The sequence below is a fragment of the Streptomonospora nanhaiensis genome, assembly GCF_013410565.1.
Taxonomy (GTDB): Bacteria; Actinomycetota; Actinomycetes; order Streptosporangiales; family Streptosporangiaceae; genus Streptomonospora; species Streptomonospora nanhaiensis.
In genome coordinates this window covers 4,382,289-4,405,154 of the sequence record NZ_JACCFO010000001.1, presented here as the reverse complement: position 1 = coordinate 4,405,154, position 22,866 = coordinate 4,382,289, and the positions used below count along the sequence as shown (strand labels likewise).

Genomic DNA, 22,866 nt, shown 5'->3' with positions numbered 1-22,866 from the left:
TGCGGTGGGCGAGACGGCAAGCCGCCCATCCGGCACTTCGGCACTGGCGCGGTGATCCCGGCGCCGCGCGCGGGCGGGTGCCGGGCAGCGGCCCCGCCCCGCGCACGCACGTCAGGGGCGGCGCATGCGGTTGAGGAACCCGCGCACACCGGCGGCGGGCCTGACCGCGTCCAGCCGGGAGACCTGCTCGGCGCTCAAGACCACCGCACCGGCCTCCACGTTCTGCTCCAGATGGGCGAGGGAGGTCGTACCGGGGATGAGCAGCGTGTTCGGGGCGTGCTGCAGGAGCCAGGCCAGGCCCACCTGCACGGGGCTCGCGCCGATCTCGCGCGCGACCTGCTGAACGGCGGGCTCATGGGTCACCTTCGCCAGGCCGGGGAAGGCGCCGCCGAGCGGGAAGTAGGGCACCCACGCGATGTTCTCGGCGCGGGCGATCTCCAGGGCGGGCTCGTGCCCGCGGGACACCAGGCTGTACCGGTTCTGCACGGAGGCGATCCCGGCGGGCAGGGCGGCACGCAGCTCGGCGGCGCTGACCGTGCTCAGTCCGATGTGCCCGATCAGCCCCTGCTCGCGCAGGGCCACCATCTCGGCGACCTGGTCGTCGAACCTCACCATCTGCGACGGGGGCAGCGGGAAGATGCCGGGCGCGATGCGGCGCATGTTGACCACGTCCAGGCGCTCGGCCTTCAGGCTGCGCAGGTTGTCGTGCACCTGGGCGCGCAGCTGCTCCGGCCGTTGGGCGGGCACCAGCGGCATGGGACCGCGCGCGGGGGGCCGCGCTCCGAGCTTGGTCACGATGACGACGTCCGCCTTGCCGCCCAGGGTCTCGGCGAGGTAGCGGTTGGCCGTCCCGTCGCCGTAGAAGTGGGCGGTGTCGAAGTGGTTCACGCCCAGCTCGTAGGCGCGGCGCAGGACCTCGCGGGCCGCGTCCGGGTCGGACATGCGGGGCAGTTGCATCGTGCCGTACCCGACGCGGGCGACCTCGCGGCCGGCCAGGGGGAAGGCACCGCCGGGGCGGGTGGGCATGACGGAGTCATGGGTGGAGTCGGACATCGCAGCCGCTCTCTTCCGTGAGACCATGGAGTACATACCGGAGGACCCTCCGGTAGCTGACTCCAGAATGCCACAACCGGAGACCCCTCCGCTATGCGTGACGCGTCGCAGTCCCCTGAGGCGCCCAACCCCGCCCCGGCTCCGCGCCGACGCCGCTCGGACGCCGAGCGCAACCGGCAGGCCCTGCTCGATGCCGCTCGCGCCGCCCTCACCGACGGCGAGGAGTCGTTCTCCCTGGAGGGCGTCGCACGCGCCGCCGGGGTGGGGATCGGCACCCTGTACCGGCACTTCCCCACGCGGGAGGCGCTGGTGACATCGGCTTACGAGGCCCAGGTCGAGGACCTGCTCGCCCAGGGCGGGCGCCTGCTGGAGGCGCTGCCTCCACGGGAGGCGCTGCGGCGGTGGCTGGACGAGTTCGCGCGTTTCGTGTCGACCAAGCACGGCATGCTCGACGCCCTGCGCCTGGGCATGGTGGAGGCGACGACCCAGCACGACGTGATCAACGCGCGGGAGCGCATGGCGGCCGCGATCGCCCCGATTCTGGCGGCCGGGGCGCGTGACGGTTCTTTGCGCGCGGACGTTCAGCCAAGTGACGTCGTACTGCTGGCCGCCGGCTCCCTCATGCCCGTTCAGGTCGAGGCCGCCCAGTCGGAGCGGCTGCTGGGCCTGATCATGGACGCGCTGCGCCCCGACTGATCCTCCGGCCGCGACCGAAACCGCAACGCACCAGCCCCTGGCACGGGCCCCGGTTCACCGGCCACGGCCGGCCGGGCCCGGGGGCCGGCCGGTGTCCGGGGCGGACCGGCCGCACGGGTTGATGTGGGTCCACACCGCGGGCCGAGCGCCCGCCGGCCCCGGACCGCCTCAGTCGGCGACCGTCGTGCGCGGCTGCGCCCGCGGCGGCGGCGCCGCGTCCGGTGCCGCGAAGACCAGGCGCGGGTCGTTCCCGGAGGCGTACAACCCGATCGCGAACGCGGCCGCGGCCTCCACCAGGCCGGCGCGCTCCAGGCTCCCGGCGGGGACCGGTGTCGCGCCGAGGTCGCGCACGAGCCCGCCGGCGACGGCCAAAGCGTCGGCGGAGTCCCCGCACAGCGGCACGTGCGGCGCGGCGCCGCCGGGGGTCTCGCGAAGTGTGCGCCACACGTCCGCCGGGCACAGCGTGAACGCCTTGACGACGTGCGCGCCGGGGGCCGCGTCGGCGATCCGGCGCGCCAGCGACGGACCGCCGTCGTCGGTCGCGAGGGTGAAGGCGGCCGTCGCCACCGGGTTCACGCAGTCGATGAGGACCCGGCCCCGAAGGGCGCCCTCAGCCGCGCCCAGGGCGCCGAGCGCGCTCAGGGCCGCCGCGTAGGGCACCGCGAGCAGCACCACCGACCCGAAGGCCGCGGCCTCCGCCGGGGTGCCCGCCCGCGCCGCACCGCCCACGCGCGCGGCGAGCGCCTCGGCCCGTTCGGGGCCGCGCCCGCCGAACAGCACGGCGTGCCCGGCGGCGGCCCATCCCCCGCCCAGCGCCTCCGCCATCCCACCGGTACCGATGACTCCGATCCGCATGGCCGTGACCTCACCTTCCGTTGCCGGGCCGGCTGCTGAAGCGCCGACCGCTCGGCAGCGAGCGTAGGGAGGACGACGGACACCGATCGGTACTCATCGGGTGCTGTTTACTTGCCTGGTGTCGGAGCGGGCGGGAACGCCGCCGACGCGCGGAGCGGCCGGGCCGGGGCACCGGCCGAGGGGCGGGGAGGGGCGGGGAGGGCGAACAAGGTGGCGGACACCACGGGGGCGGCAGGGGCGGCGGGCGACCACCGGCCCCACCCGGAGGCGGGCCACGCGGCCTGGGGCGCGCACGAGCCGGCGGCACGCCTGGACCAGCCGTTCCTCGCGGACTGCCGGGCCCGGCTCGCCTTCGACCTGTTCACCCATACCTGGAACAGCGTTGTCCTCTTCGGCCTGCGCACGGGCCCGCGCCGCCCGGGTGAACTGCGCGAGGAGATCGGCGGGATCAGTGCCAAGGTGCTCAACCAGACCCTCCGGCGCCTGGCCGACTCCGGTCTGGTGGAGCGGACGGCCTATGCCGAGGCGCCGCCGAGGGTGGAGTACGGGTTGACGCCCCTCGGCCAGACCATCATGGAACCGCTGGCGGCACTGGCCGCGTGGGCGGCCGAACACGGAGACGAGGTCGCGGAGGCGCAGGAGCGGGCCCGGTTGCGCCGGGAGGAGCCGGCGGAGGGCGATGAGCGCGGAGGGGGAGAAACCCCGCTCCGGGAGTAGACGGGGGTACGGGGTACCGCGCGCCCGGCCGGGGCCGGTCAGGGCCGCTCGGGGTCGCCGCCCGGTCCGCGGGCCTCGCCGGGCCGCGCCTTGAGGAAGGGCCGCACGTCAAAGAACGACTGCGGCCGCCCTGGAAGCCTGCTGGCGCCGGGCGCGCGCAGTCCGTCGAGGATGAGGGTGATGTAGCGGTTGGCGATGTCCCCGCGCCCGTCGTCGGCGAAGGCGTGCGGGGAGGTCAGGATCCCGGCCAGGAGCACGAGGACGTCGCCGACGTCGACGTCCGGCCGCAGGGAGCCTTCGGCCTGGGCCCGGCGCACCAGCTCCGACAGGATCTCGGCCAGCCCGCGCCCCGCCTGCCGGCTCTCCACACTCCGCGCCAAGGCCTGAGCACCGGCGGAGGACAGCGAGAACCGCAGGCTCAGCCGCAGTTCCAGGGAGTGGTGGAGGAACCGGGTCAGAGCGCCCCAGGCGTCCGGCTCCTCGGCGACCGCCACGCGCACCCGCTCCAGGACGGCCTCGAACGTGCTCTCGGCTATGGCCGCGATCAGGCTCTCCCGGTCGGGGAACCGCCGGTAGAGCGTGCCCACGCCGACGCCGGCCCTGCGCGCGATGTCCTCCATGGGAGCGTCGAGTCCCCGCTCCGCGAACAAGGACGCGGCGGCTCTGACAATGAGATCGCGGTTGCGGCGCGCGTCAGCGCGCAGCCGGCCGGTACCTCGGGGTGTGCCCGCTGGTGTGTCCATACATCCCGCGCATCAGAGAGGTGATGACGCGCTCATCTTCGCACGCGGGCCCGTTGTCGGGGGGCGCGGCCTCGGCAATCGGCCACCGACGGCCAGGAATGTGGAATGCGTGTGCGCAATCCCGTTCACGGGCACGGAGGCCGCAAAACGGATAGGTCGTTCTTGGGCATAAAAAAGGGGGGACTCCTTATACAGGAGTCCCCCCAAAGTGAATTGCGGCAGCAACCTACTCTCCCACCCCACAACAGGGCAGTACCATCAGCGTAAAGAGGCTTAACGACCGGGTTCGGAAAGAGACCGGGTGTGACCCTCCCACCATAACCACCGCAAACCCAACCCCCACACCCACCAACAAAGCAGGCCCAGGGAAAACAATGAACAGTGTGCGCGAACACCCAGCATCCATGGCGGACAAGCCCTCGGCCCATTAGTACCGGTCAGCTCCACGCCTCACAACGCTTCCACCACCAGCCTATCAACCCAGTCATCAACTGGAAGCCTTACCCCCACAACAGGGCAGGAGACCTCATCTCGGAGCAAGCTTCCCACTTAGATGCCTTCAGCGGTTATCTCTCCCGAACGTAGCCAACCAGCCATGCCCCTGGCGGAACAACTGGCACACCAGCGGTTCGTCCGTCCCGGTCCTCTCGTACTAGGGACAGCCCTCCACAAGTCTCCAACGCGCGCAGCGGATAGGGACCGAACTGTCTCACGACGTTCTAAACCCAGCTCGCGTGCCGCTTTAATGGGCGAACAGCCCAACCCTTGGGACCAACTCCAGCCCCAGGATGCGACGAGCCGACATCGAGGTGCCAAACCATCCCGTCGATACGGACTCTTGGGGAAGATCAGCCTGTTATCCCCGGGGTACCTTTTAGCCGTTGAGCGACACCACTTCCACACGCCGGTGCCGGATCACTAGTCCCTGCTTTCGCACCTGCTCGACACGTCCGTCTCACAGTCAAGCTCCCTTGTGCACTTACACTCACCACCTGATTACCAACCAGGCCGAGGGAACCTTTGGGCGCCTCCGTTACCCTTTAGGAGGCAACCGCCCCAGTTAAACTACCCACCAGACACTGTCCCCGAACCGGATCACGGCCCAAGGTTAGATGCCCGAAACAGCCAGAGTGGTATTTCACCAACGCCTCCACCACCACTAGCGTGACAGCTTCACAGGCTCCCACCTATCCTACACAAACCATCCCAAACACCAATGTCAAGCTATAGTGAAGGTCCCGGGGTCTTTCCGTCCTGCTGCGCGAAACGAGCATCTTTACTCGTACTGCAATTTCACCGGGCCCGCGGTTGAGACAGCGGGGAAGTCGTTACGCCATTCGTGCAGGTCGGAACTTACCCGACAAGGAATTTCGCTACCTTAGGATGGTTATAGTTACCACCGCCGTTTACTGGCGCTTAGATTCCCAGCGACACCCCTCCGAAAAAGGGGCTGACCAGTCCTCTTAACGTTCCAGCACCGGGCAGGCGTCAGTCCGTATACAGCGTCTTACAACTTAGCACGGACCTATGTTTTTAATAAACAGTCGCTTCCCCCTGGTATCTGCGACCCCACCCAGCTCAAGACGCAAAGGCCCATCACCAGACAGGGCTCCCCTTCTCCCAAAGTTACGGGGACAATTTGCCGAGTTCCTTAACCACGGTTCACCCGAACGCCTCGGTATACTCTACCTGACCACCTGCGTCGGTTTCGGGTACTGGCCGCCTGCGCACTCGCTAGAGGCTTTTCTCGACAGCACGGGATCACTCACTTCACCAAAAACGGCTCGGCATCACGCCTCACCCCTCACAGGGCACGGATTTACCAACACCCCGGGCTACACGCTTACCCCCGGACAACCACCGCCGGGTAGAGCTACCCCACTGCGTCACCCCATCACTTGCCTACACACCCATCGGATCCCAGACGCACCACAAGGCCAGACCCGAAGGCCCAACCCCAGACACGCCCGGTTAGCATCAGGGCTATCAACATGGACGCGCACAAACGGGTACGGGAATATCAACCCGTTATCCATCGACTACGCCTGTCGGCCTCGCCTTAGGTCCAGACTCACCCTGGGCGGATTAACCTGCCCCAGGAACCCTTAGTCAATCGGCGCCGGAGTTTCCCACTCCGGTATCGCTACTCATGCCTGCATTCTCACTCGCACACCCTCCACCCCAGATCACTCTGGAACTTCACCGGACGCACGACGCTCCCCTACCAACCCACACTCGCGTGCAGGCTCCACAGCTTCGGCGGTGTACTTAAGCCCCGCTACATTATCGGCGCAGAATCACTTGACCAGTGAGCTATTACGCACTCTTTAAAGGATGGCTGCTTCTAAGCCAACCTCCTGGTTGTCTCAGCAACTCCACAACCTTTCCCACTTAGCACACACTTAGGGGCCTTAGCTGATGATCTGGGCTGTTTCCCTCTCGACTACGAAGCTTATCCCCCGCAGTCTCACTGCCATGCTCCACTCCACCGGCATTCGGAGTTTATCTGACCTCAGTAACCTTGTCGGGCCCATCAGCCAAACAGTAGCTCTACCTCCAGGGAGCACCACACAACGCTGCACCTAAATGCATTTCGGGGAGAACCAGCTATCACGGAGTTTGATTGGCCTTTCACCCCTACCCACAGCTCATCCCCCAGGTTTTCAACCCTGGTGGGTTCGGGCCTCCACGAAGTCTTACCTCCGCTTCACCCTGGCCATGGGTAGATCACCCCGCTTCGGGTCCACAGCATGCGACTCAACGCCCTATTCAGACTCGCTTTCGCTACGGCTACCCCACCCGGGTTAACCTCGCCACACACCACGACTCGCAGGCTCATTCTTCAAAAGGCACGCCATCACCCCACACCAAAGCAGAGCTCTGACGGCTTGACAGCACACGGTTTCAGGTACTATTTCACAACCCCTCACCGGGGCACTTTTCACCTTTCCCTCACGGTACTCGTCCACTATCGGTCACCAGGACGTATTCAGGCTTAGCAGGTGGTCCTGCCAGATTCACACGGAATTCCTCGGGCTCCGCGCTACTCGGGAACGCATCCAATGAGACATGCCCTGCCTTCACCTACGGGACTCTCACCCACTACGGCGCCGCTTCCCAACGGCTTCAGCTAACAGAACACACCCCACACCAGGCCGGCAGACCCAGTACAGACACGCCCCACAACCCCACGAACGCAACGACTGCCGTCTATCACACGCCCGCGGTTTAGCCACCATCCCCTTTCGCTCACCACTACTCAGGGAATCACTATTGTTTTCTCTTCCTGCGGGTACTGAGATGTTTCACTTCCCCGCGTCACCACCAACCGCCCTATACATTCAGGCAGCGGCAACCCGACACAACTCGGGCTAGGTTCCCCCATTCGGACACCCACGGATCACAGCTCGGTTGACAACTCCCCGTGGACTATCGCGGCCTCCCACGTCCTTCATCGGCGCCTGGTGCCAAGGCATCCACCGTATGCCACACATACTTGGCCACCACAGATACAAGATGCTCGCGCACACTATCCACAAATCAAAACACCAGCCACACACCCAACCACAACCCCACAAACCCCACTCACAGAGGCTTGAGACCACGGGTCTTCATCAGGGTGGCAAGCAGGAAACAACCAACGGTTGCCCCCTCAGACACCCAACAGCGCGTGACAACATCTCCATGCCATCCCAGAAAGAACCACCCAGACAAACCAGGCAGAACCAACCAGGTCCACTTACGAGTCCGCCGGCATAACGGAAAAACAACCGGCTCAAAAGACTCCTTAGAAAGGAGGTGATCCAGCCGCACCTTCCGGTACGGCTACCTTGTTACGACTTCGTCCCAATCGCCAGCCCCACCTTCACTCACTCCCTCCCCGAAGGGTTAGGCCACAAGTTTCGGGTGTTGCCGACTTTCATGACGTGACGGGCGGTGTGTACAAGGCCCGGGAACGTATTCACCGCGGCATTGCTGATCCGCGATTACTAGCGACTCCACCTTCATGGGGTCGAGTTGCAGACCCCAATCCGAACTGAGACCGGCTTTTAGGGATTCGCTCCACCTCACGGCATCGCACGCCCACTGTACCGGCCATTGTAGCATGTTTGCAGCCCAAGACATAAGGGGCATGATGACTTGACGTCATCCCCACCTTCCTCCGAGTTGACCCCGGCAGTCTCCCATGAGTCCCCACCATCACGTGCTGGCAACATGGAACAAGGGTTGCGCTCGTTGCGGGACTTAACCCAACATCTCACGACACGAGCTGACGACAGCCATGCACCACCTGTCACCGATCCCAAAAAGGACCCACCATCTCTGATGGATTACCGGCGATGTCAAACCTTGGTAAGGTTCTTCGCGTTGCGTCGAATTAAGCAACATGCTCCGCCGCTTGTGCGGGCCCCCGTCAATTCCTTTGAGTTTTAGCCTTGCGGCCGTACTCCCCAGGCGGGGCGCTTAATGCGTTAGCTACGGCACGGGAACCGTGGAAAGCCCCCACACCTAGCGCCCAACGTTTACAGCGTGGACTACCAGGGTATCTAATCCTGTTCGCTCCCCACGCTTTCGCTCCTCAGCGTCAGGTAAGGCCCAGAGACCCGCCTTCGCCACCGGTGTTCCTCCTGATATCTGCGCATTTCACCGCTACACCAGGAATTCCAGTCTCCCCTACCTACCTCTAGCATGCCCGTATCCACTGCAAAACCGGAGTTAAGCCCCGGACTTGCACAGCAGACGCGACACACCACCTACGAGCTCTTTACGCCCAATAATTCCGGACAACGCTCGGACCCTACGTATTACCGCGGCTGCTGGCACGTAGTTGGCCGGTCCTTATTCCCCACCTACCGTCAACCCCCACCGATATGGGGGCCTGCGTCAGTGGTAAAAGAGGTTTACAACCCGAAGGCCGTCATCCCCCACGCGGCGTCGCTGCGTCAGGCTTCCGCCCATTGCGCAATATTCCCCACTGCTGCCTCCCGCAGGAGTCTGGGCCGTGTCTCAGTCCCAGTGTGGCCGGTCGCCCTCTCAGGCCGGCTACCCGTCACCGCCTTGGTAGGCCACTACCCCACCAACAAGCTGATAGGCCGCGAGCCCATCCCCAACCGAAACAACTTTCCACACCAGATCATGCGACCCGGTGTCGTATCCGGTATTAGACCGGGTTTCCCCGGCTTATCCCAGAGTCAGGGGCAGGTTGCTCACGTGTTACTCACCCGTTCGCCGCTCGTGTACCCCGAAGGGCCTTACCGCTCGACTTGCATGTGTTAAGCACGCCGCCAGCGTTCGTCCTGAGCCAGGATCAAACTCTCCATTAAAGGTCTTCAATCCTGACCGGCCCACCCACACAGGGCGGACCCATCAAAGGAACCCCGAACACCCGAGGGTGTTCAACGGGGCCAAAACAAACATGGCACAAAGAATGTCATACACGCGCTGTTGAGTTCTCAAGAAGCAACCGCTCACCGGGTACAAACCCCGAACCCACTCAATCGGCAGGCCCGCAAAGGCTCTTCCCCCACGGGGCGGATCAATCTCCGCGTTTCCGCTTTGTTGTGCTCTCTACTCTACCCGCTTGTCCCGAGTGCTCGTGACAGTCAGTCGGAGTGGAGGCGACCGACTTCCGACGCAGGCGTAACCGCCAGCTTCGTTCGGTCGGTGTTGAGAAGCTTACCGGCTTCCGGCAGTGCTCGTGACAGCTTCCGCGAGCCCGCCCGCGTCCGGTCTCCATGACGCGGGCCTCCGCTCCCCCACCTACTGGTCCACCTCGTTCTCGCGCGCGTCATGCGCCGCTCGGTTGGCGAGCACGTCGTCCATGTGGCTCTCGGCCCAGACCTTGAGGCCGCGCATCGTCGTGTACAGCGAGACCCCGAGGTCGGTCAGCTCGTAGGAGACCGTGACGGGGACCGTCGGCGTCGCGGTGCGGGTGACGAGGCCGTCCCGCTCCAGCGCACGCAGCGTCTGCGTGAGCATCTTCTGGCTGACGCCGGCCAGCAGGCGGGCCAGCTCCGAGTAGCGCATCGCCCGAGGACCGCCGACGTGGTCGGCGTCCTCTCGGCGCAGGCCGTCGCCGCCCAAGGCGGCCAGGACCAGGGCGACCCACTTGTCGGAGATCCGGTCGAGCAGCTTGCGGCTGGGGCACTCCGCCATGAAGGCGTTGTACTCCGCCTTGGCCCGCGCCCTCCTCTGGGCCGCCGTCGTCGTCACCATGGACCGCTCCTCACACTCCCGTTGGTGCCTTACGCACTTTCAGGTGCCTACTTCCCGATGGGAAGCTCCCCTCCCATACTGGCAGCCATCCGTTGTGCACCACGGGCCGGACAACCCACGACGAAGGACGTTGGAATGACCTCGCTCCCCACCTCGCTTCCCGGCGGCACCTGGTCCCTGGGCGACCTGACCGTCACCCGCTTCGGCTACGGCGCCATGCAGCTCGCCGGCCCCGGCGTCATGGGGCCGCCCGCCGACCACGACGGCGCGATCGCCGTGCTCCGCGAGGCCGTCGACCTCGGCATCACCCACATCGACACGAGCGGCGCCTACGGACCGCGCGTCACCAACCGGCTGATCCGGGAGGCCCTGCACCCCTACCCCGACTCGCTGCGCATCGCGACCAAGGTCGGCGCGATCCGCGACGAGCAGGGCGGCTGGCCGCCGGCCCGGACGCCCGAGGACGTGCGCCGCGCCGTATACGAGGACCTTGAAACCCTCGGGCTGGACGTACTCGACCTGGTCAACCTGCGGCTCGGCGACGCCCGGGGGCCCCAGCCCGGCTCGCCGGCCGAGCCGTTGGAGGCGCTGGTCGAGCTCCAGCGGCAGGGGCTGATCCGGCACCTGGGCGTGAGCAACGCGACGGCCGAGCAGGTCGCCGAGGCGCGGGCGATCGCGCCGATCGTCTGCGTGCAGAACATGTACAACCTCGCCCACCGCCACGACGACAAGCTGATCGACGAACTCGCCGCCGACGGCGTCGCCTATGTGCCCTTCTTCCCGCTGGGCGGGTTCACCCCACTCCAGTCCTCGGCGCTTTCGGCGGTGGCGGCCCGGCTGGACGCGGCACCGATGTCGGTGGCCCTGGCCTGGCTGCTGCACCGGTCGCCGAACATCCTGCTGATCCCCGGCACCTCGTCGGTTGCGCACCTGCGTGAGAACGCCGCCGGCGCGGGTCTCACGCTGTCGGCCGAGGACCTCGCCGAGCTTGACGCGATCGGCTGACCGGCGGCCGGTCGCCGCGCCGCCCCGGCCCGCCGGGGCGGCGCGGCCTCACAGCTTCTCGATCGGCGCGTACTTCACCAGGAAGTCCTTCTCGCCGATGTCGGCGCCGAAGTCGATGCGCGCCTTGGTCTTGTCGCCGACGCCGTCCACCAGCAGCACCGTGCCCAGGCCGAAGGAGTCGTGGGTGACCTTGTCGCCCGGGGACAGCGACGGCACGTTTGCGCTCGCCCCCGTGGCGGCTCTGCGCGAGGGGGGTTCGACGCGGCGGCGCGGCGCTGCGGCGGCCATGGACGACTGCGCGCGGCGCCAGTCGATCAGCTCGGCCGGGACCTCGTCCAGGAAGCGCGACGGGGGGTTGAACGACGGTGCGCCCCACGCGCTGCGCACGGCCGAGCGGGTGAGGTACAGCCGCTCCTGGGCGCGGGTGATGCCGACGTAGGCCAGGCGGCGCTCCTCCTCCAGTTCGGACTTCTCGCCCAGGGTCCGCATGTGCGGGAAGACGCCGTCCTCCAGGCCGGTGAGGAAGACGACGGGGAACTCCAGACCCTTGGCCGAGTGCAGGGTCATCAGCGTCACGACGCCGCCGCTGTCGTCGGCGTCGGGGATCTGGTCGGTGTCGGCCACCAGGGAGATCTGCTCCAGGAAGTCGACCAGGGTCGGCTCGGGCGCCTCGGGCCGCGGGCCGTCGCCCGCGCCGTCCTGGGCTCCTTCGGTGCCACCGGTGCCACCGGTGCGCTCCGCCGGGGGCGCCGCCTCGCCGGACTCCGCCTGGGCGATGTCGGCGTCCTCGTCCTCGGCGTAGAGCGGGCCGGTGAAGGTGCTCTCGAACTCGCGGGCGACCTCGACGAACTCCTCCAGGTTCTCCACCCGGCTCTCGTCCTGGATGTCCTTGGAGTTGGCCAGTTCCGACAGGTAGCCGGTGCGCTCCAGGACCGCCTCGACGATCTCGGCGGGCGAGCCCTCCTCGGCGATCTCGCGGAGTTCGTCCAGCAGCGCGACGAAGTCGCGGATGGCGTTGAGGGAGCGGGTGGCCAGCACCGGCACGGCGTCCTCGGCCCGGCGCAGGGCGCGGGCGAAGGAGATGCGCTCGCGGGCCGCGAACAGCTCGATGGTCTCCTCGGCGCGGTCGCCGATGCCCCGCTTGGGGACGTTGAGGATCCGGCGCAGGCTGACGGTGTCCTCGGGGTTGGCGATCACCCGGAGGTAGGCGAGGATGTCGCGGATCTCCTTGCGCTCGTAGAAGCGCACGCCGCCGACGATGCGGTAGGGCAGGCCGGTGCGGATGAACACGTCCTCGAACACGCGCGACTGGGCGTTGGTGCGGTAGAAGACCGCCACCTGGCCGGGGGAGCAGGCGCCGTCGTCGGTCAGCCGGTCGATCTCCTGGACGACGAACGCGGCCTCGTCGTGCTCGTTGTCGGCGACGTAGCCGACGATCGCGGGGCCGTGCCCCTGCTCCGACCACAGGTTCTTGGGCGGGCGGTCGGAATTGCGCTCGATGACGGCGTTGGCCGCGGACAGGATGGTCTGCGTGGAGCGGTAGTTCTGCTCCAGCAGGATGGTGCGGGCCTGGGGGTAGTCGCGCTCGAACTCCAGGATGTTGCGGATGGTGGCGCCGCGGAAGGCGTAGATGGACTGGTCGGCGTCGCCGACCACGCACAGCTCCGAGGCGGGCACGGCGGCACCGGGGGTGTCCTCGCCGACGAGGAGCCGGACGAGTTCGTACTGGGCGTGGTTGGTGTCCTGGTACTCGTCGACCATGACGTGCCGGAACCGGCGCCGGTAGTGCTCGGCGACCTCGGGGAACATCTGGAGCAGGTTGACCGTGATCATGATCAGGTCGTCGAAGTCCATGGCGCCGGCCTCGTGCAGCCGCCGCTGGTAGAGCGTGTAGGCCTCGGCGAGCTTCTTGTCCTGGGCGCTCTGCGCCTGCTCGCTGAAGGTGTCGTAGTCGACAAGCTCGTTCTTCAGGTTGGAGACCTGCGCGGAGAACGACTTGGGCGGGAACCGCTTGGGGTCGAGGTCCAGCTCCTTGCACACCAGCTGCATCAGCCGGCGGGAGTCGGCGGCGTCGTAGATGGTGAAGCTGCTGGGGTAGCCCAGGCGCCCGGCCTCGCGGCGCAGGATCCGCACGCACGCCGAGTGGAACGTCATGACCCACATGGCGTTGGCCACGCGCCCGCCCAGCAGCGCCTCGATGCGCTCCTTCATCTCGGCGGCGGCCTTGTTGGTGAAGGTGATCGCCAGCACCTCGCCCGGGCGCACGCCGCGTTCGGCGAGCAGGTAGGCGATGCGGTGGGTGAGCACCCTGGTCTTTCCGGAGCCGGCCCCGGCGACGATCAGCAGCGGGCTGCCGGCGTGGGTGACGGCTTCGCGCTGCGGGGCGTTCAGACCTTCGAGGAGCGGCGATGCGGTACGGGAGGACGACACGCCTCCCAGGTTACGGGGCTCGGGGGGCGGCTGCCGCCGGACCGGGCGCGGCCGGCGCCGGTGCCGTGGCCGCGCCGGGGGAAACGGCCGCGCGGCGGCCGGGGCCCGAACCGCGCGCGCCCGGGGGCGTAGGAGGGCGGGCGCCGCGGCGGCCGCGGCCAGGACGAGGGCGGTGGCGGTGAGCACTCGGTACACGGCGGGGCTCCGATCGGGTGGGCGGCCGGCGGACACGCACAGTGTGCGACGAACCGGCCACGCCGTGCTCCGGTTGTCCACAGGCCGGGGACTCCCCGTGCGGCGCCGGTCGTCCCTAGAGTGGCCTCCCCAGCGGGTGCGCTGCGCGCTACGGGGAGGAGCGGGAAATGGCGGAGGACGGCGGGGATGGGAGCGCGGGTGCGGCGCCGGACCGGCCGAGGAGCCGGGGCCTGGTCGTCGCGTGCGCGAACGTGGCCGGCGGGCGGCTGGTGGACGAGGCCGGCGACTACGCGCCGGGCGACCGCACCGAGCGGTTCGCCGCCGCCCTGGCCCGGCACCGGCCCGAGATCGTGGCCGTGAGCGAACTCGACTGCACGCGGGGGTCGCGGCAGCTGAACCGGCTGGTCGAGGGGCTGGGCTGGCCGGAGGTCCACGCGGAGTCCCGCCCGGCCAGCGACTCCCACATCCCCGGGGTGGGCAAGCTCGGCATCGGGATCGCCTCCCGCTACCCCCTGAGCGACCTGCGCTGGATCGAGGTCCCCCCGCCGCCCCTGCGCTTCCTGCACTGGCGGACCGGCAAGGAGCTGAAGTGGCATCCCAAGGGGATGCTGCTGGCCACCGCCGAAGGGCCCTTCGGCGCCGTGCGGATCGCCTCGGTCCAGGTGCCGCCCCTCCACATGGGCCGCGACGAGTCCGGGCGCGTGTACTCCTACGACCGCGGCCCCGGCCTGGCCTACCGGGAGCGGCTTCGGGACTTCTTGGACGCCGCGCTGCGCGGGCCCGACGGGGCGCCATTGCGCCGCACGGTCATCCTGGGCGACATGAACATGCCCACCCCCGAGGCGGTGTTCACCGACCTGGCCGGCGCCCGGCTGCGCGACGGGTTCGGCTCGGGGCCGCCGCCCGCCACCACGCCCGACGGCCGGTCCATCGACCGCGCGTTCGTCACGGACGACCTGCGGGTGCGGGAGGGCGGGACGATCGCGATGCCGCCCGAGAACGGGCTGGGGCCCGACCACTACCCGTGCGTGTTCGACGTGCGGCCGCGCGCCTGGGAGGCCGACCGGGTGCGGGCCCTCGCCCGCCGCCGCACCCGCGAGGCGCTGCGGCCGGCGGCGCGCCGCCCCGGCCCGCCCACCGACCCCCGCCCCCGGCTCCGGTAGGCCCGCCGCGCGCGACCGGGCCGCCCGCGGGGGCCGCGCACCGGGTGTCTACCCTTGTCGGGGCGCGGCCGCCCCGTGCCCGCCGACGACGTCGCTGAAGGAGGCACACCGGTGCGGATCTATGTCGACTGCGATCCCGGGATCGACGACGCCATGGCCCTGGCCTACGTCACCGCCGGCCCGGACGCCGAGATCGTCGGCGTGGGCACCGTCTTCGGCAACAACGGCGTCGACGTCACCACGGACAACGCGCTGCGGCTGCTGGAGCTGTACGGCCGCCCCGAGGTGCCGGTGGCGCGCGGCGCCGCCCGGCCGCTGGCGCAGCCGCCGCGCTCGGCCGAGCACGTGCACGGCCGCAACGGGCTGGGCGAGGTGGACCTGCCCGCGCCCGCCGGGGCGCCCGTGGACCACTCGGCCGCCGAGATGCTGGTGCGCGCGGCCCGTTCGGCGCCCGGCGCGCTGGACGTGCTCGCGCTGGGCCCGCTGACCAACATCGCGCTGGCGCTGAGCCTGGAGCCGGAGCTGCCCCGGCTGCTGCGCCGGGTGGTGGTGATGGGCGGCGCGGTGCGGGCGCCGGGCAACGTCACCCCGTGGGGCGAGGCCAACGTCGTCGCCGACCCCGAGGCGGCCGAGACGGTGCTGGCGGCCGGGTTCGACGCGGTGCTGGTGCCGCTGGACGTCACCATGCGGACGGTGGCCACGACCGCGTGGCTGGAGGAGCTGAAGACGGTGGCGGGGCGGCGCGCCGAGACCGCGTCGGCGTTCCTGGACTTCTACGCCGGCTGGTACTCCACCGTGTTCGGGGAGCGCCAGTGCGCGATGCACGACCCGCTGGCCGCCGCGATCCTGCTGGACGAGGCGGTGGCGACCGAGACGGTGGAGGTGCCGGTGCGGGTGGAGCTGCGCGGGGAGTTCACGCGCGGCATGACCCTGGCCGACATGCGCCTCAACCGCGACCTGGGCGACGGCCGCCCGCCGGTGCGGGTGGTGGGCGCCGCCGACGGCACGGTGTTCCTGGCCCGGATGCTGGACGCGCTGCGCTGAGGTCCTGCGGGCCGCGCGCCCGCCGCCGCGCCGGCGGCGGGCCCGGGCTCGGCCGCTAGACGAGCTTGCGCGCGGTGGCCCACCGGCTCAGCTCGTGCCGGTTGGACAGCTGGAGCTTGCGCAGCACCGAGGAGACGTGCGTCTCGACCGTCTTGACCGAGATGAACAGCTCCTTGGCGACCTCCTTGTAGGCGTAGCCGCGGGCGATGAGCCGCAGCACCTCGCGTTCGCGCTGGGTGAGCCGGTCCAGCTCGGGGTCCATGGGCGGGGCGTCGGTGGCCGAGAAGGCGTCGAGCACGAACCCGGCCAGGCGGGGGGAGAACACGGCGTCGCCGTCGGCCACCCGCACGATGGCGTCGGCGAGTTCGCGGCCGGAGATGGTCTTGGTGACGTAGCCGCGCGCGCCGCCGCGCACCACGCCGATGACGTCCTCGGCGGCGTCGGAGACCGACAGCGCCAGGAAGCGGATCTCGGGGTGCTGGGGCAGGACGCGGCGCAGTACCTCGCCGCCGCCTCCGCCGGGCAGGTGGACGTCGAGCAGCACGAGGTCGGGGCGCTTGTCGGCGATCTCGCGGACCGCGCTGTCGACGTCGCCCGCCTCGCCGACGACGTCGACGGCGTCGCCCAGCTCGCCGCGCACGCCGCTGCGGAAGAGGCGGTGGTCGTCAACGATCACGACGCGCGGTACGGCGGCGCCGGAGGCAAAGGTGCTGTTCTGGTCGTCCACACGTTGGACTGTACCCACCCCCGCCCGGCGCGGGAATACCCCCTCCTGCCCGGCTCCGGCCAACCCGCCCGCCGGGCGCCTGTCAGGCCGGCTCCTCCCTCTCGCGCGGCATGCGCAGCTGCACCTCGGTTCCCTCGCCGGGCGCGGTGCGGATGCGGGCGCTGCCGCCGTGGCGCTCCATGCGGCCCAGGATGGAGCCGCGCACGCCCATGCGGTCCTCGGGGATGGCGTCGAGGTCGAAGCCGGCGCCGCGGTCGCGCACGAACACCAGCACCTCCTCGGGCTCGACCTCGCCGAACACCGAGATGCTGTCGGTACCGGCGTACTTGGCGGCGTTGACCATGGCCTCGCGCGCGGCGCGCAGCTCGGCCTGGACGCCGTCGTCGATGGGGCAGTCGCCGACGCACACGACCTCGATCGGCACGCCGTGGGCCTCCTCGACCTCGGCGGCCACCCGCTCCAGCGCGGCCTTGACCGTGGTCTCGGCGTCGGCGGGCCGCTGGTAGAGCCAGCTGCGCAGCGCGCGCTCCTGCACCCGGGCCAGGCGCTGCACCTCGCGCGGGTCCTCGGCGCGGCGCTGGATCAGGGTGAGGGTGTGCAGCACGGAGTCGTGGATGTGGGCGGCGAGTTCGGCGCGCTCCTGGCTGCGGATGCGCTCGCGGCGCTCGCGGTCGCGTTCGCGCACCAGGCCGATGATCCACGGCGCGACGATGAGGGAGATCCCGGCGATGATGGTCAGCGCGAAGGTGAGGCCGGCGCGGGCGGCGGTGAGCTGCTGCTGGAAGGCGAGGAAGCCGATGGCGCCGATGACCACGAGCAGCACGCCCGCGCCGGTGCGGGCCCAGCTCTTGCCCGACTGCGCGAGCACGGTGGAGGCCATCCACTCCTCGCGCACGGCCGGGTTGGCCTGCTGCCACAGGATGGTGGCGCCCAGCGCGCCGAACACCATGAACCACAGCACCGGCTGGAACCAGCCGCCGAACAGCAGCGCGAGCACGCCCAGCCCGCCGGCGAGCGCGCAGTAGGCGATGAGCTGGCTGATGTCGCGGCCCTTGCGCCGGGTGGTGTCGGGCTCGGCGGTGTCGGCGGGGTCCTCGGTGGCGACCGGGGTGAACAGCACCAGGACGACGTAGACGGCGATCCCGATCCCGCCGAAGGCCAGGGCGAGCAGCGCCAGCCGGGCCACGACGGGGTCGATGCCCAGGTGGCGGGCGAGTCCGGCGCCCACGCCGGCGACGAGCCGGCCGCTGCGCGGCCGGGTCAGCTGTGGCGCCGGGGGCGTTCGGGTCGCCGTGTCGGTCACCGTGTCCGTGTCTCCTCGTCCGCAGGGCCGCGGGCGGCCCGCGCGGGGCGCCGGGCCGTTGCCCGCCGCCGCGCCCGGGGCGCGGCGGGGTGTCTCGGTATGTCCTCCAGCATGCCCCCTGCGCGGGCGCGCGGTCATCAGGGGCGCGCCCCGGGTGCGGGCGGCGCGGGCTCAGGGTGGGGTCAGGGTAGATCCCGATGGGCAGCACGGGAGGCGGGCGGCCAGGATGGGGCACATGCGAAGGACCCGGCGGACGGCGGTGGGTGCGGACGGTGAGTGACGAGCGAGGGCCGATGGACGGACCGGAGCGGCGGGAGCACGAGGAGCCCGCGGCCCCGGCGGCCGATGGCGGGCCTTCTGGGATGGACGCGCCAGGCGCGCCCGAGGACCGATGGGCGCACGGTTCCTCGGGCGCGCCTGGCGCGTCGGATCCCGCCGAGCCGGTGGAGCTGATCCGCGACAACGAGCGGGGCCTGATCACGGGCGTGTGCGCCGGGCTGGGCGCCTACACGCGTGTGGACCCCATCGTGTGGCGGATGGCCTTCGCCGTGACCGGGCTGGCCGGGCTCACCGGCCTGCTGCTCTACATCGGCGCGTGGATGGCCATGCGCGACCCCAACCGGGGGCCGGCGATGTTCGAGCAGCTGCTGAACCGGCGCATCGACGAGCGCGCGGTCGTGGCGCTGCTGGGCCTGGGGCTGGCGATCGCCGCGGCGCTCAGCCTCGTGGGCGGGGTGCGGTGGGGCACCCTGATGCTGGCGACCCCGCTGATCCTGGGCCTGCTGGTGGCGCACAACCGGGGCGTGGACCTGCGCCGCACCTACCGCGAGCTGCCGGGGCTGCTGAAGTCGGCCGAGCCCCCGCCGGCCACGCCCGAGCCCGAGCCCAAGCCCGCCTACTACAACCCGGCCCAGCCGTGGGCGCAGGCGCCGGCCGGCCCGGTGGACCTGGCGGTGGTGGCGCGGATCACCGCGGGGCGGTCGGCGGCGCCGGCGCGCGACGCGGGTGAGGACGACGACGGCGACACCGACGGCCCGGACGCCGACGAGCACGACGGGCACGACCGGCGGGGCCGGCGCGGCTCCCGCCGGCAGCGGCGCGCCGAGCGCCGCGCCAGGCGGGGGACGCGGCTGACGGGTTTCGCGCTGCCCGCGATCGTGGCGGCCACCGGGATCACGCTCGGCGTGACCGAGGCGCCCGTCCAGGAGGCCCTGCTCGGGCCGGAGACCGGCCCCCTCTACCTCGGGAGCGTCGTGGTGATCATCGGGGTGGCGCTGCTGCTCGGCACCTGGTTCGGCGACCCGCGCGGGCTGATCGTCCTGGGGGTGGCCGCGACCGCGCTGCTGGTGCTGTCGGCCGCCGTTGACCTCACGGGGCAGCGGTTCGGGGCCGAGGAGTGGCGGCCGCGGTCGGTCGCCGACGTGCGGCAGGGGTACACGCTGACGGTGGGGGTGGCCGAACTCGACCTCACGGAGTTGCCGCTGGAGCCGGGGCAGCGCGTGGACGTCGACGCGACGGTGCGCTACGGGCGGCTGGAGGTGCTGGTGCCGGAGTACGCCCGGGTGGAGGTGCGGGGCGACGCCGCCTTCGGCGAGGTGCGGGTCGACGGCAGCACCCAGTCGGGTACCGGGGTGCGGCTGCGGCGGGTGCTGGAGCCGGTCGCGCCCCCGGAGGGCGCGGCCGCGCCGGCGGGCGGGGCGCGGGGCACGGGGGGCGCTGGAAACACAGAGGGCGCTGAAGGCACTGAAGGCGCGGGGGGCGCGGACAACGGGGCCTCGCCCGCCGGCGGGCGGGGCGGGGAAGGCGGCGGTGCCGACGAGGCGGCGCCGACGCTGGTGCTGGACCTGGACTCCCGATTCGGCGAACTGGAGGTGCGGCGTGTGGCGGCATAGGACCGACTGGGGCTCGCTCATCGCCGGGCTGCTGTTCATCGTGCTGGGGACGGCGTTCATCCTCGGCGGCCCCGGCCGCTGGGGCCTGGACACCGTGTGGATCGTGCCCGTGGTGGCCGTGGGCCTGGGTATCGCCGGAGTGGCGCGGGCGCTGGCGGCCTCGCGCGACCGGCACGGCCCCACGGAGAGCGGCCGGCCGGGCTAGCGCGGCACCGTCGCCGCGCGCACCGCCCGGCCGGCCGGGGCCGGGGCGGCCGGGGCAGGGGGCCCGCGGGGGCCGCGCCCCGGCCGTGCCGCGTCGGGTACGTGCCGGGGCGTGTTGAGGGCGCCGGCCGGCGGGCATACCCCCACCTGTCGGCGCGGCGCCGAGCCGCCGGCGCCCCGGTGGGCGCGTCCGGCACACCACGACGCGGCAGGAAGGCGGCACGGAGCATGAGCGTCCGGCTGAACGACGAGTTCACGGTCCCCGTTCCCGTGGAGCGGGCGTGGGAGGCGCTGCGGGACGCCCGGCTGGTCGCCGCCTGCCTGCCCGGCGCCGTCCTTGACTCCGTGGAGGGCGAGCGGGCGACCGGCCGGCTGCGGGTGCGGATCGGCTCCACCACCGTGACCTACCGGGGGGAGGCCGAGTTCGGCGGCGCCGACCCCGCCCGGCGCCGTGTCGAGGTGCGCGCGTCCGGACGCGAGGCCCGGGGGCCGGGTACGGCGTCGGCCGCGATCACGGCCCGCCTGTCCGAGGCGGAGGGCGGAGCGGCGACCCGGGTGGCCGTGTCCGCCGACCTCACCGCGACCGGCCGCGCCGCCGGGTTCGGGCCCGACGTGCTCGCGCGCGTCGGAGCCCGGCTGGTGGCGCGCTTCGCGGCCCGGATCGCCGCCGAACTGGGCGGGGGCGGCGCCGAGGAGGCCGCGGGGGCGGGCGCGCGGGTGGACGCGGTCGTGCCGCCCCAGGCGGCGATGCCCGAAGAGGTCACGGCGGCCCGGCGCCACGGCGGCGCGCGCGCCGAGGCGCGGCTGGAGCACGCCGCGGCCGCGGGTGGCGGGCCCGGTCCGCGGGACGCCTCCGGCCCGCCCCCGGCGGCCGGCGGAAAGGGCGGGGGCGCCGACACGCTCGGGCCCGCCCTCCGGCGCGCGCTGCCCGTGCTCGGCGCGCTGGTCCTGCTGGCGGTCGTGGCGCGGTGGCTGCTCCGGCGGTGCGCGGGGTGGTCCGGGGGCGGAGGGCGCCGCAGCGGGCGTCCGCCGGGTCAGGGGCGGCCGCGGCCGCACGGCACAGTGTGACCGGTGCGCGGGGCGGGGACCGGCGCCGCTGGCCGGAACCGGCAATTCGCGCGGGAGCCGTCGACAGCCGGGGCGCGCTGGGTCACGCTGTGGCCGAGACCGCTTGACCGAAAGGCGTTCCCCCATGCGTGGTCTGCTGCGCACGACCTTCCTGTCGGCCGCCGCCCTCGCCGCGTTGGCGGCGGCACCCGTCGCGGCGTCGGCCGCCTCGGCACCGCCGGACTGCTCTCCGGGCAGCATCTGCGGCTACACCGAGTACGGCTTCCGGGGCGAGCCCATCCCGCTGAAGGCGGGGGTGGGCTGCGTCAACCTCCAGGTGCCGATCCGCTCGATCGCCAACACCTACGGCAGCCCGGGGATCCCCGCCGCGGCGGCGGTCTACGACTCCCCCGGCTGCACGGGCGGCATGGTGGCCCAGGTCGGCCAGGAGCAGTCCGACACCATGATCATTCCGGACGGAGTCAGCGTCTACCTGGTCTGGTAGCGCGCGGCGGCTCCCCGGGGGCACGGCCCGGGGAGCCCCACCCCGCGCGCGGGAAGGGGCACAGCGCCGGCGCCGCCCGCCCGCGGGTGCCGGGGGCGATGTCCGTATCGGGACCCTGGACCCGGCTCGCCGCCCGCCGCATCCGGATCGGCCTTTTCCCGGAACCCTGTTCGGAGTTTACGCGTCGGAGGGGGTGTCGTCACCGCCCGTCGCCGCCTCGCCGCCTCCGGCGAGCGCGTCGCGCGGTCCGGTAGTCCACAGATCGGAGACCCCCCGTGTCCGTCGCCCGCCACGCGCGCCGCCTCCGCCTCCCCCACAGCGTCGTTCCCGCCGCGCTGGTCGTCGTGCTGTCCGCGATTCCCGCCGGCTGCGGCGGCGGCGAGGAGCCCGCGCCGGCGCCCTCGCCCTCCGACCAGGCCGCCGACCCCTCCCCCTCCCCCTCGGCCGAGCCGATCGAACTGCCGGCCTCGGTCGAGAACCCGCCCTGGCGCGGCGAGGTCGGCGCCAACGACCGGGGCGAACTCACCGTCACCAGCTACAACGGCGACGTGTCGCCCGTGCAGCACCAGACCCGGGTGACCTTCAAGTCCGCCACCGCCACCCCCGAGGGCGTGGAGTTCCTGCTGCACTTCCTGTGGAACGTGGCCGAGCCGGACGGCGAGGTCTACCACAGCCAGATCTACGCCGAGTCGGGCGGCGAGCGCCACACCACGGGCGAGGAGGGGGTCATGACCTCCTACGCCACCGCCCAGGCCACCAGCGAGATGGTCATCGAGCACACCTTCGTGATCCCCGGCGCCCCCGAGTCCGGCGCGATCTTCTTCCAGGGCGAGACCTACGAGGCCGACGGCACCGGCCTGCCGCCCATCGGGGTCTGCTACACCGCCGGCGCCGAGTTCACCGCCGAGGGCTGCGCCTGACACCGCCGCCGCCCGCCCCCGACCGCCCGCCGCCCGGACTCGGCGCGCTCACCGGCACCGGCCCCGCCCACATCGGCCGCTTCCGGGTGGTGGGCCGCCTGGGCGCGGGCGGCATGGGGCCGAGGCGCTGCACGCGGTCCACGCGGACCGG

The 22,866-nt window shown here is 71.1% G+C and carries 17 protein-coding genes and 3 rRNA genes; 10 read left to right on the top strand and 10 right to left on the bottom strand.

Annotated elements, in window-relative coordinates:
- Positions 1 to 111: 111 nt before the first annotated feature.
- Entirely contained in the window at positions 112 to 1,053 is a 942-nt protein-coding gene (locus HNR12_RS19475; RefSeq protein WP_179768952.1) for an aldo/keto reductase, read from the bottom strand.
- Between the two features lie 93 nt (positions 1,054 to 1,146).
- Between HNR12_RS19475 and HNR12_RS19470 the strand changes: the two genes are divergently transcribed.
- A complete protein-coding gene (locus tag HNR12_RS19470; protein ID WP_179768951.1) occupies positions 1,147 to 1,749 on the top strand; it encodes a TetR/AcrR family transcriptional regulator in 603 nt (200 codons plus the stop codon).
- Positions 1,750 to 1,917: 168 nt separating this feature from the next.
- On the opposite strand, the gene HNR12_RS19465 is transcribed toward HNR12_RS19470, so the two are convergent.
- A complete protein-coding gene (locus HNR12_RS19465) occupies positions 1,918 to 2,604 on the bottom strand; it encodes an NADPH-dependent F420 reductase (RefSeq protein WP_179768950.1) in 687 nt (228 codons plus the stop codon).
- 210 nt (positions 2,605 to 2,814) lie between these two features.
- Between HNR12_RS19465 and HNR12_RS19460 the strand changes: the two genes are divergently transcribed.
- Positions 2,815 to 3,321 carry a winged helix-turn-helix transcriptional regulator gene (locus HNR12_RS19460; protein ID WP_308251395.1) on the top strand — a complete coding sequence of 169 codons (507 nt, stop codon included), beginning with the start codon at positions 2,815 to 2,817 and terminating at the stop codon, positions 3,319 to 3,321.
- Positions 3,322 to 3,359: 38 nt separating this feature from the next.
- On the opposite strand, the gene HNR12_RS19455 is transcribed toward HNR12_RS19460, so the two are convergent.
- The 5 genes from HNR12_RS19455 to HNR12_RS19435 all read right to left on the bottom strand — a co-directional run bounded on the left by HNR12_RS19455 (position 3,360) and on the right by HNR12_RS19435 (position 10,280).
- On the bottom strand, positions 3,360 to 3,941 hold the full coding sequence (locus HNR12_RS19455) for a TetR/AcrR family transcriptional regulator (protein ID WP_246425130.1): 582 nt from the start codon (positions 3,939 to 3,941) through the stop codon (positions 3,360 to 3,362).
- A gap of 336 nt (positions 3,942 to 4,277) precedes the next feature.
- Positions 4,278 to 4,393, bottom strand: a 5S ribosomal RNA gene (rrf, locus tag HNR12_RS19450).
- 77 nt (positions 4,394 to 4,470) lie between these two features.
- A 23S ribosomal RNA gene (locus HNR12_RS19445) occupies positions 4,471 to 7,567 on the bottom strand.
- 288 nt (positions 7,568 to 7,855) lie between these two features.
- Positions 7,856 to 9,388: ribosomal RNA gene (locus HNR12_RS19440) — 16S ribosomal RNA — on the bottom strand.
- The 16S, 23S and 5S rRNA genes sit together here, the layout of an rRNA operon.
- Positions 9,389 to 9,824: 436 nt before the next feature.
- Positions 9,825 to 10,280: a winged helix-turn-helix transcriptional regulator gene (locus tag HNR12_RS19435; RefSeq protein ID WP_179768948.1), complete on the bottom strand. Its 456-nt coding sequence runs from the start codon at positions 10,278 to 10,280 to the stop codon at positions 9,825 to 9,827.
- Positions 10,281 to 10,415: 135 nt separating this feature from the next.
- On the opposite strand from HNR12_RS19435, the gene HNR12_RS19430 reads away from it, so the two are divergent.
- Positions 10,416 to 11,285 (top strand): aldo/keto reductase family oxidoreductase, encoded by an 870-nt coding sequence (locus HNR12_RS19430; RefSeq protein WP_179768947.1) that lies wholly within the window; start codon positions 10,416 to 10,418, stop codon positions 11,283 to 11,285.
- A gap of 48 nt (positions 11,286 to 11,333) precedes the next feature.
- Here the strand turns inward: HNR12_RS19430 and HNR12_RS19425 are convergent, their stop codons facing one another.
- The gene (locus HNR12_RS19425; RefSeq protein ID WP_338119798.1) at positions 11,334 to 13,715 is read right to left on the bottom strand and encodes a UvrD-helicase domain-containing protein; all 2,382 of its coding nucleotides are present in this window, start codon (positions 13,713 to 13,715) and stop codon (positions 11,334 to 11,336) included.
- A gap of 362 nt (positions 13,716 to 14,077) precedes the next feature.
- Between HNR12_RS19425 and HNR12_RS19420 the strand changes: the two genes are divergently transcribed.
- Entirely contained in the window at positions 14,078 to 15,073 is a 996-nt protein-coding gene (locus HNR12_RS19420) for an endonuclease/exonuclease/phosphatase family protein (protein WP_179768946.1), read from the top strand.
- Positions 15,074 to 15,184: 111 nt separating this feature from the next.
- Positions 15,185 to 16,117 (top strand): nucleoside hydrolase, encoded by a 933-nt coding sequence (locus HNR12_RS19415; RefSeq protein ID WP_179768945.1) that lies wholly within the window; start codon positions 15,185 to 15,187, stop codon positions 16,115 to 16,117.
- Positions 16,118 to 16,172: 55 nt separating this feature from the next.
- Here HNR12_RS19415 and HNR12_RS19410 read toward each other — a convergent pair whose 3' ends face one another.
- Positions 16,173 to 16,844, bottom strand: coding sequence for a response regulator (locus HNR12_RS19410; protein ID WP_179768944.1), 672 nt, complete (start codon positions 16,842 to 16,844; stop codon positions 16,173 to 16,175).
- An 82-nt stretch (positions 16,845 to 16,926) separates the two neighbouring features.
- A complete protein-coding gene (locus HNR12_RS19405) occupies positions 16,927 to 18,147 on the bottom strand; it encodes an ATP-binding protein (protein WP_308118906.1) in 1,221 nt (406 codons plus the stop codon).
- Between the two features lie 362 nt (positions 18,148 to 18,509).
- On the opposite strand from HNR12_RS19405, the gene HNR12_RS19400 reads away from it, so the two are divergent.
- From HNR12_RS19400 to HNR12_RS19380, 5 genes are all read left to right on the top strand, one after another.
- Positions 18,510 to 20,039, top strand: coding sequence for a PspC domain-containing protein (locus HNR12_RS19400; protein ID WP_246425129.1), 1,530 nt, complete (start codon positions 18,510 to 18,512; stop codon positions 20,037 to 20,039).
- Positions 20,026 to 20,244, top strand: coding sequence for a hypothetical protein (locus tag HNR12_RS19395; protein WP_179768942.1), 219 nt, complete (start codon positions 20,026 to 20,028; stop codon positions 20,242 to 20,244). The genes HNR12_RS19400 and HNR12_RS19395 overlap by 14 nt, the downstream gene beginning before the upstream one ends.
- Before the next feature lie 227 nt (positions 20,245 to 20,471).
- Positions 20,472 to 21,311 (top strand): SRPBCC family protein, encoded by an 840-nt coding sequence (locus HNR12_RS19390; RefSeq protein ID WP_179768941.1) that lies wholly within the window; start codon positions 20,472 to 20,474, stop codon positions 21,309 to 21,311.
- 124 nt (positions 21,312 to 21,435) lie between these two features.
- On the top strand, positions 21,436 to 21,795 hold the full coding sequence (locus HNR12_RS19385) for a peptidase inhibitor family I36 protein (protein ID WP_179768940.1): 360 nt from the start codon (positions 21,436 to 21,438) through the stop codon (positions 21,793 to 21,795).
- Positions 21,796 to 22,070: 275 nt separating this feature from the next.
- On the top strand, positions 22,071 to 22,715 hold the full coding sequence (locus tag HNR12_RS19380) for a hypothetical protein (RefSeq protein ID WP_179768939.1): 645 nt from the start codon (positions 22,071 to 22,073) through the stop codon (positions 22,713 to 22,715).
- Positions 22,716 to 22,866 lie beyond the last annotated feature (151 nt).